Here is a 7,075-nt window from a genome sequence, read left to right on the forward strand (position 1 = left end):
GATGGAGTTTTCTCTATTTGCACACATGGAGCGGCTGAGCCCCGATCAGCCCCATGAGAAGCTGTATGAAGAGTTCATTGATCTGTGCAAGATGGCCGATGAGGCCGGAATGCGCGCTGTCTGGACTGGCGAGCACCATGGCATGGACTTCACCATCGCGCCCAACCCGCTGATGTCACTGGTGGATATTGCACACCACACCAAAAACGTGCGGCTTGGCACCGGCACAGTGATTGCGCCATTCTGGCATCCGATCAAGCTGGCAGGCGAAGCGGCAGCGGCCGACCTTATGACGGGCGGCCGTATCGAGCTGGGCATCGCGCGCGGCGCCTATTCCTACGAGTATGAACGGATGATGCCCGGCATGGATGCGTGGGAAGCCGGTCAGCGTATGCGCGAAATCGCCCCACTGCTGCCCAAGCTTTGGGACGGTGACTGCGCGCATGACGGAGTGTTCTTTCAATTCCCGGCCACCACCTCGGCCCCCAAGCCCCTACAACCGGGCGGACCGCCCATCTGGATCGCGGCGCGGGATCCAAACAGCCATGAATTCGGCGTACAGAATGGCTTTAATATCCAGGTTACGCCGCTGTGGCAGGGCATGGAGGAAATAGAAACGCTGATGGGTCGCTTTGAAGACGCCTGCGCAAATTACGAAGGCCCGCGCCCCAAAATCATGCTGTTGCACCACACCTATGTTGGCCGCGATGATGCTGACTTGGGTCAGGCCGCAAAGGATTTATCCCGCTTCTACAATTACTTCGGGGCCTGGTTCCAAAACAAGCGGCCAGTCCAACAGGGCTTGATCCAGGAATTGACGGACGAAGAGATGGCGGCCAATGCTATGATGGCCCCGGAAAACCTGGCTCGTGATCTGACCGTCGGTACCGCGGATGGGGTCACGGATCGTCTGAAACGCTATGAAGACCTTGGCTATGATGAGTATTCGTACTGGATCGACAGCGGCATGAGCTTCGAGCGCAAGCGCGCATCGCTGGCGCGTTTCATTGACGACGTAATGCCCAAGTTTCAATGAGGCTCGATCATGAACCAGAAACCACACTTTCAGCTCTATATTGACGGCGAATGGACCGAAGGTTCGCGCGGACAGGTGATGAGTTCGCAAAACCCCGCAACGGGCGAAGAATGGTCCAGTTTCGCCTGCGCTTCTAAAGATGACGTGGACCGCGCCATTTCTGCGGCGCGCCGGTCCCTTGATGACCCAGCGTGGCGCGACATGACGCAAACCGCACGCGGCAAACTCCTGTTCAGGCTTGCGGACCTGATCGAACAGAACGCCAAGCTCCTGGGCGAGCTCGAGACAAAGGACAGCGGAAAACTACTGGCCGAAACCGCAAGCCAGACAGCCTATGTCGGTGATTATTATCGATACTATGCAGGGCTCGCAGACAAGATCGAAGGTGCGGTCCTGCCGATCGACAAACCGGATATGCATGTCTTTACCAGGCGCGAACCTATTGGCGTGGTGGTCGCGATCGTGCCCTGGAATGCACAGATGTTCCTGACCGCAACCAAGCTTGGACCGGCTCTTGCGGCGGGTTGTTCTGTCGTGCTGAAAGCATCAGAAATTGCACCCGCTCCGATGCTGGAGTTTGCGCGGCTGATCGATGAAGCGGGCTTTCCGTCCGGTGTTGTGTCCGTCATTACAGGCGATGCCGAGAATTGTTCGATCCCCCTCACCCGGCATCCCGAGGTCGACCGGATCGCGTTCACTGGCGGACCGCAGACAGCACGTCACGTGGTGCGCAACTCGGCTGAAAACTTTGCGGTAACCACATTAGAGTTGGGCGGTAAATCTCCGATCATAGTTTTTGATGATGCCAACCTGGATGGCGCTGCAAACGGCCTGATTGCAGGTAACTTTGGTGCCTCAGGCCAAAGCTGCGTGGCTGGGTCACGCGGGCTGATACATCGTCCGGTGCTGGATGCCCTGGTCAAAAAGATCGAAGAGAAGATAAAGGGGGTCGTTATCGGGGATCCTTTGGAACAAGCCACCCATATCGGCCCGCTTTGTACCGACGCCCAGATTGCCAGAATTCAGGCGACTTTGGCAAAGGCCACAGAACAAGGCGCGCGCATCCGTTTTGGTGGTACACCACTGGACCGGCCAGGAAACTACATGGCCCCGACACTGGTTGAATGCACAAGTGCTGAGACAGAGACCCTGAAGGTCGAAATGTTCGGACCCGTGATGTCTCTGTTGCCTTTCGAAACGGAAGATGAAGCCATCGCACTGGCCAACGACTCGCAGTATGGGCTTGGGTCCGGCGTTTTCACCGAAAATGTCGCCCGTGCCCATCGTGTGTCATCGCGATTGAAATCGGGAATCTGCTGGATCAACACCTACCGCGCCGTGTCCCCAATCGCGCCCTTCGGTGGCTATAATCAATCCGGTTATGGCAGGGAGGCGGGCGTCGAGGCTATTCACGACTATACCCGGACCAAAACTGTCTGGCTGAATACGTCAGACCAGCCAATGTCGAACCCATTTGTCATGCGCTGATCAGACCCTGCTTCAGGTTTTGGTCGAAAGGATCCGTCTTTTTGCTTTTCCTTCGCACCGAGTACTCAGAGGGCCGTTTGATATGACGCGAAGCCGAACGATCTTGGGACCGGCGTTGAGGCAGCTCGGCTCCGATTAATAGACAGGGGCTCTGGCCGGAACGGGACCGGTCCAAATTGGTCGATCCCGTTATTTGTTTGCCATCATCCTGTTCATGCAGGGAATTGTCGCGAAAGGTAACGATAAAAGTCCCATATCGTTCCTTCATAGTCGCTTGGCGCGAGGTGGCCGGACGGCGCGTGGCGCGAACTGAGCGCCGATTGCATTTTCTCCAGCTTCTCGCGGTCCTCGCGGTTTACCTCGTGCCACAGCTTGATGCGTTCGTCCAACTCGTCCTGGGTCAGCTCGTCGCCATAGGTCGACATCGTCCATCGCACCCGGATGCAATCCACGGACAAAGGTTTGATGGATAAAGAAACTAGCAACGTCGCGGCCTGGCTGGCCACCTGAGCGGGGAATACATTGAACAAGGTTGAGCGGCGGCGTTCGTCATCGCTCAGCCCTAGCGCGCCCATGCCACGGGATTCGGCGCTTGATGGGTAGTTGGCACAATAAGCCGTGAACGTGTCGTCGGATAAGGCCTTTCGGCTTAAACCCGTCGGCGTGTAGGGATGCAACGTTTCCGGATGCACGACCGACAGGTGGTACGCTTCCATGAAATTCTCGACAAGGCACTTCCAGTTCGTGTGCCAGTCTTCTTCAAACGTTGCAACATGGCGCATCCTGTCGGTCTGGTAGTTGCCAAGCAAAACTTCCAGTTGCTCAAGTCGCGGCGCCAGCGGCTCTGCATCATCGTCCAGATTGACATAGATAAAGCCGTTCCACTGCTCACAGCGAAATTCCGGTAAGGCGCAACTGCCCTTTTTGACGCCTTTGTCTCGCATGCGCGGCGCGTTCAAAAGCTCACCGTCTCGCGCATAGCTCCAGGCATGGTAGCTGCAGACAAACTTACGGGTTGAACCAGACCCTTCGGCAATCGGCATGCCCCGATGGCGGCACAGGTTCGACAAGATTCTGACTTGCTCGTCATCCCCGCGAACGACCAGTAGGGGTTCGTCGAAAAGCTGCGCTGTAAAGTAGTCCCCGGCACTTGGGATTTCGTCGGCACGGCCAAGGCAATGCCACTCCTTGCTCAGGAATGTTCTCACCTCGAAATCAAAGAACTCGGGATCCGTGTAAAACCATCCGGGCAAGCACTGCGCTTGCGACTCTGGCATGGCCGCGACCTGATGGAGCATTCCCACCATCTCGGCGACCCGCTGCTTTCGAACCATTTGCATTTTACTGCGCGGCCTCCTGTCCGAAGACGCGGTTGAACCCGGCCGTCTTCTCGGCCAGATACTGCGTGAAGTCGTAAATCGGTCGTTCGAGGTAAGAGAGATGTCCGGCCCGCGCCGCGCCGGAATTCAGACCTTTGAACACTTTTTCCGTACAGCCGCGGTCTTCGTCATTCACGTCATCCAGCAGCTTCTTCAGTGTCGCGATGTATTCATCCGCCTTCGGGTCCGCCATGAATTCGGGTGACAAACCGCCGCCATAGACAATCGAGACCTGACCCGTACCTTTTGGGTGCAGCGAAAGATACCAGAAGTAGCCCGGCGTCAGAGTGATCAGGTGACTTGGATAAAGCGTCAGCAGAGCGGTGGTCTTGCGCCAATCGCCCTCAAGGCGCGTGTTGTTCGGATGGGCGTTGCCCATTGGCAGCGACGCCTCTTTGGTGATCCAGTGATAATTGAAGTGCTTCAGCCCCGGCGGACAATCCATCTCCTCCAGTTTTGAATGGCCCCCAACTGTCTGGGCGTGACACACAGGCAGGTGGTAGCTCTCCATGAAGTTTTCTGCCAGAACCTTCCAGTTCGTGTCCCAGACATGGGTCTCGCGGAAGCATTCTACATAGTTCTCCATGCCGTACTGGGACACCATCTCTTCCAGTTCAGACAGTTGCTGGGCCACCGAGGCTGAATCCGGGTTCAGGGTCACGTAAATCCAGCCCAGCCATTCCTCGCAGCGGATTTTGGGGAGCTTGTAGCTTTCCTTGCAAAAACCCGTCGTCTCTTTCATGAACGGTGCGCCGCGCAGGTTGCCTTCCAGATCGTAGGTCCAGGCATGATACGGGCAGACGAGCACGCGGGCGTTTCCTTCGCCTTCCACGATCGTCGACATGCGGTGCAAACAAACATTCGAAAACGCTTTCAGCTCTTCGGACTTGTCCCGAAGCACGACGATGGGTTGTTCCGCGACTTCAAGGGCGATGTAGTCACCCGGATTTGCCAATCGGCTGGAACGTCCAACGCAGACCCAGTCCTTGCCAAAAACATTGTCCAACTCACTGCGCAGGAAATCCTGACTTGTGTAGACAGAAGGAGGCATGGCAACCGCGTCTTCCATCGGCCGATGAGCGGCATTCAACAATTCAGTAACTGCCTGGTCTAACGACATAGGTGGCTCCTCAATCATGCGGTGACCCCGATTTGCAGGCTAAGACAACCTGTCATCCTCGGACGATTTCATGTTGCACTCGAACTGAAAAATATAAAAACTTAAAAAAGATGGCCTTTAAGAAGGTAAAATATGGTTCGCTTCACTTTGCGCCAATGCACCTATTTTCGAACCGTCGCCGAATACGGCGGCATTGCACAGGCCGCGCGTGTGTTGAACATTTCGCAGCCTTCGGTCGCGCAGGCGATAAAAAAGCTTGAAGATGTCACTGGCTTGGTCCTGTTCAATCGCCACCATGCCCGGGGCTTGTCGCTCACGCTTCAGGGGCGCCTGTTTCTGGAACATGTCAAGGAACTTGAAGCGCAGGCTGAACGTGTCGGCACTCAGGCAAAGGCACTGCTTTCGGAAACGGCGGGCGAACTTCGGCTGGGCGCATTTCGGACCCTTTCACCCTTTTTCCTTCCGACGCTCATTCGAAAATTTCAACGCACCTATCCGGATGTCCGGGTGTTTCAACAAGAGTATGGTCTGGCTGAACTTGGTGATGCGCTGCGAAACGGAGAGATTGATCTGGCTCTGACATACGACAGGGGCTGGTCACTGGATGGGCTGGAGATCGTCAGACTGGCCGCTTTGCAGCCGAAAGTCATTATTTCTTCAAACCATCCGCTGGCACAAAATGAAGAGGTTCGATTATCTGACTTGCGCGATATTCCATATGTCATGTTCGACGGGCCTGGCAGCCGGACCTATTTCGAAGATTTGCTGAGAGAGGCGGCTCTTTATCCAGACATAGCCTATGCGTCGAATTCTCTTGAAACCGTGCGCAGCGCCGTAGCTGAGGAGTTCGGATTTTCGTTTTTGATAATGCTGCCCGAGTCGACGACGACATATAGCGGAGGCACGATAAAAGCGCTGCAGTTGGTCGAAACCCTGCGCCCTCTAAACGTTGTACTTGCTTATCACAGAGATCTTCAGAGCAAGTTCATCAGGGGTTTTCAGGCACTTGCGAGTGAGCACTTTGGTGGCCGTTCTGAGGACCAAACTGAATGAGAAAAGTGTTGCAAGCCAGCAACTAGCTGCTATGCCGTTTGGCTCGGTGAATGAAGAGTTGGCTATTATCGTGTCAACTAACGTCAAAGGCGGAGCAGAATTGAACTTCGCCAGGTGCCGTCAGCCAAATTCGAACCAGTGTCAGCTTGAAGGTACCTCTTCTGGCTAGCGATCTTTCCTGGTTGAAGTGGGTGTAGACGAAGAATGGACGGGGAAGAATTTCTGTAAACTTCGCATGCGCCTGAAACCTTGCATGGCGCGATCGCGTCGTCAAAACGGGAGGTGCGAATTCTCGACGCGGTTTTTAAGTCACCTGCCTGCCTGCTGTTTTTCGGTAGCTCCAAGCACTCTGAGAGCTGCCCGTTTCGATACGAAGCGATCCGTGACAACCTTTTCCGCTTTACCATGCCACTTCTTCAATTTATTTAGGAACTTCAATGCCGTCTGCCTGTTTCGGCGTTTGGTGACGACTGATTGCAACACTTCACCCTCATGATCTACGGCCCGTCAGAGGTAGTGTTTCTTGCCGTTCACCTTCGCAAGAACCTCATCCACGCGCCACTTCCATTTCGAGGAAGCGCTCAGTTGCTGGACTCGCTTTTGTCTGATCTCGGAAGTAAACATCGGGCCGAAATTGTTCCACCAATAGCGGACGGTTTCGAGGCTCACCTCAACTCCCCGTTCGTGCAATATGTCTTCCACATTTCGAAGCCACAATGGCAACCAAACGTTCGGCATGACTGCCAGACAAGTGACCTTTGGACTGGTCTTGAAATACTTGAAGGGCGATCGTTTTTTCATGCGCGAAGGCCACGAGGGTGCTGTCAGACGAATTCGAACCAGTCTCAGTTTGCCGCGGAAACCGTGAACCTATCCGGAACAAAGTTGACGCCACTCGGCGAGAGCGGCGGCGCGGGTCAGCTTGAAGGTGTCTCGGCTGGTTAGCGATCTTTCCTGGTTGAAGTGGTTGTATACGGAGGAATAGACGGAAGCGAATTT

At 55.2% G+C, this 7,075-nt stretch carries 5 protein-coding genes and 2 pseudogenes; 3 read left to right on the forward strand and 4 right to left on the reverse strand.

Translation table 11 applies throughout. The features are described 5' to 3' along the window. Position 1 precedes the first annotated feature (1 nt). Both ACR0J8_RS13635 and ACR0J8_RS13640 read left to right on the forward strand, forming a co-directional pair. The gene (locus tag ACR0J8_RS13635; protein ID WP_480525498.1) at positions 2–1,036 is read left to right on the forward strand and encodes an LLM class flavin-dependent oxidoreductase; all 1,035 of its coding nucleotides are present in this window, start codon (positions 2–4) and stop codon (positions 1,034–1,036) included. A 9-nt stretch (positions 1,037–1,045) separates the two neighbouring features. Next, the gene (locus ACR0J8_RS13640; protein WP_480525296.1) at positions 1,046–2,524 is read left to right on the forward strand and encodes an aldehyde dehydrogenase; all 1,479 of its coding nucleotides are present in this window, start codon (positions 1,046–1,048) and stop codon (positions 2,522–2,524) included. Positions 2,525–2,736: 212 nt separating this feature from the next. On the opposite strand, the gene ACR0J8_RS13645 is transcribed toward ACR0J8_RS13640, so the two are convergent. Beyond that, positions 2,737–3,858: an aromatic ring-hydroxylating oxygenase subunit alpha gene (locus tag ACR0J8_RS13645; protein WP_480890687.1), complete on the reverse strand. Its 1,122-nt coding sequence runs from the start codon at positions 3,856–3,858 to the stop codon at positions 2,737–2,739. Positions 3,859–3,865: 7 nt separating this feature from the next. Further along, entirely contained in the window at positions 3,866–5,023 is a 1,158-nt protein-coding gene (locus tag ACR0J8_RS13650) for an aromatic ring-hydroxylating oxygenase subunit alpha (RefSeq protein WP_480525292.1), read from the reverse strand. A 132-nt stretch (positions 5,024–5,155) separates the two neighbouring features. Between ACR0J8_RS13650 and ACR0J8_RS13655 the strand changes: the two genes are divergently transcribed. Further along, positions 5,156–6,076: a LysR substrate-binding domain-containing protein gene (locus ACR0J8_RS13655; RefSeq protein WP_480525290.1), complete on the forward strand. Its 921-nt coding sequence runs from the start codon at positions 5,156–5,158 to the stop codon at positions 6,074–6,076. A 73-nt stretch (positions 6,077–6,149) separates the two neighbouring features. On the opposite strand, the pseudogene ACR0J8_RS13660 reads toward ACR0J8_RS13655, so the two are convergent. Beyond that, positions 6,150–6,877: pseudogene (locus tag ACR0J8_RS13660) on the reverse strand (IS6 family transposase). A gap of 69 nt (positions 6,878–6,946) precedes the next feature. Continuing rightward, positions 6,947–7,075, reverse strand: a pseudogene (locus ACR0J8_RS13665) (IS6 family transposase); the annotation flags it as partial.

It is taken from the genome of Ruegeria sp. N11 (assembly GCF_056531525.1).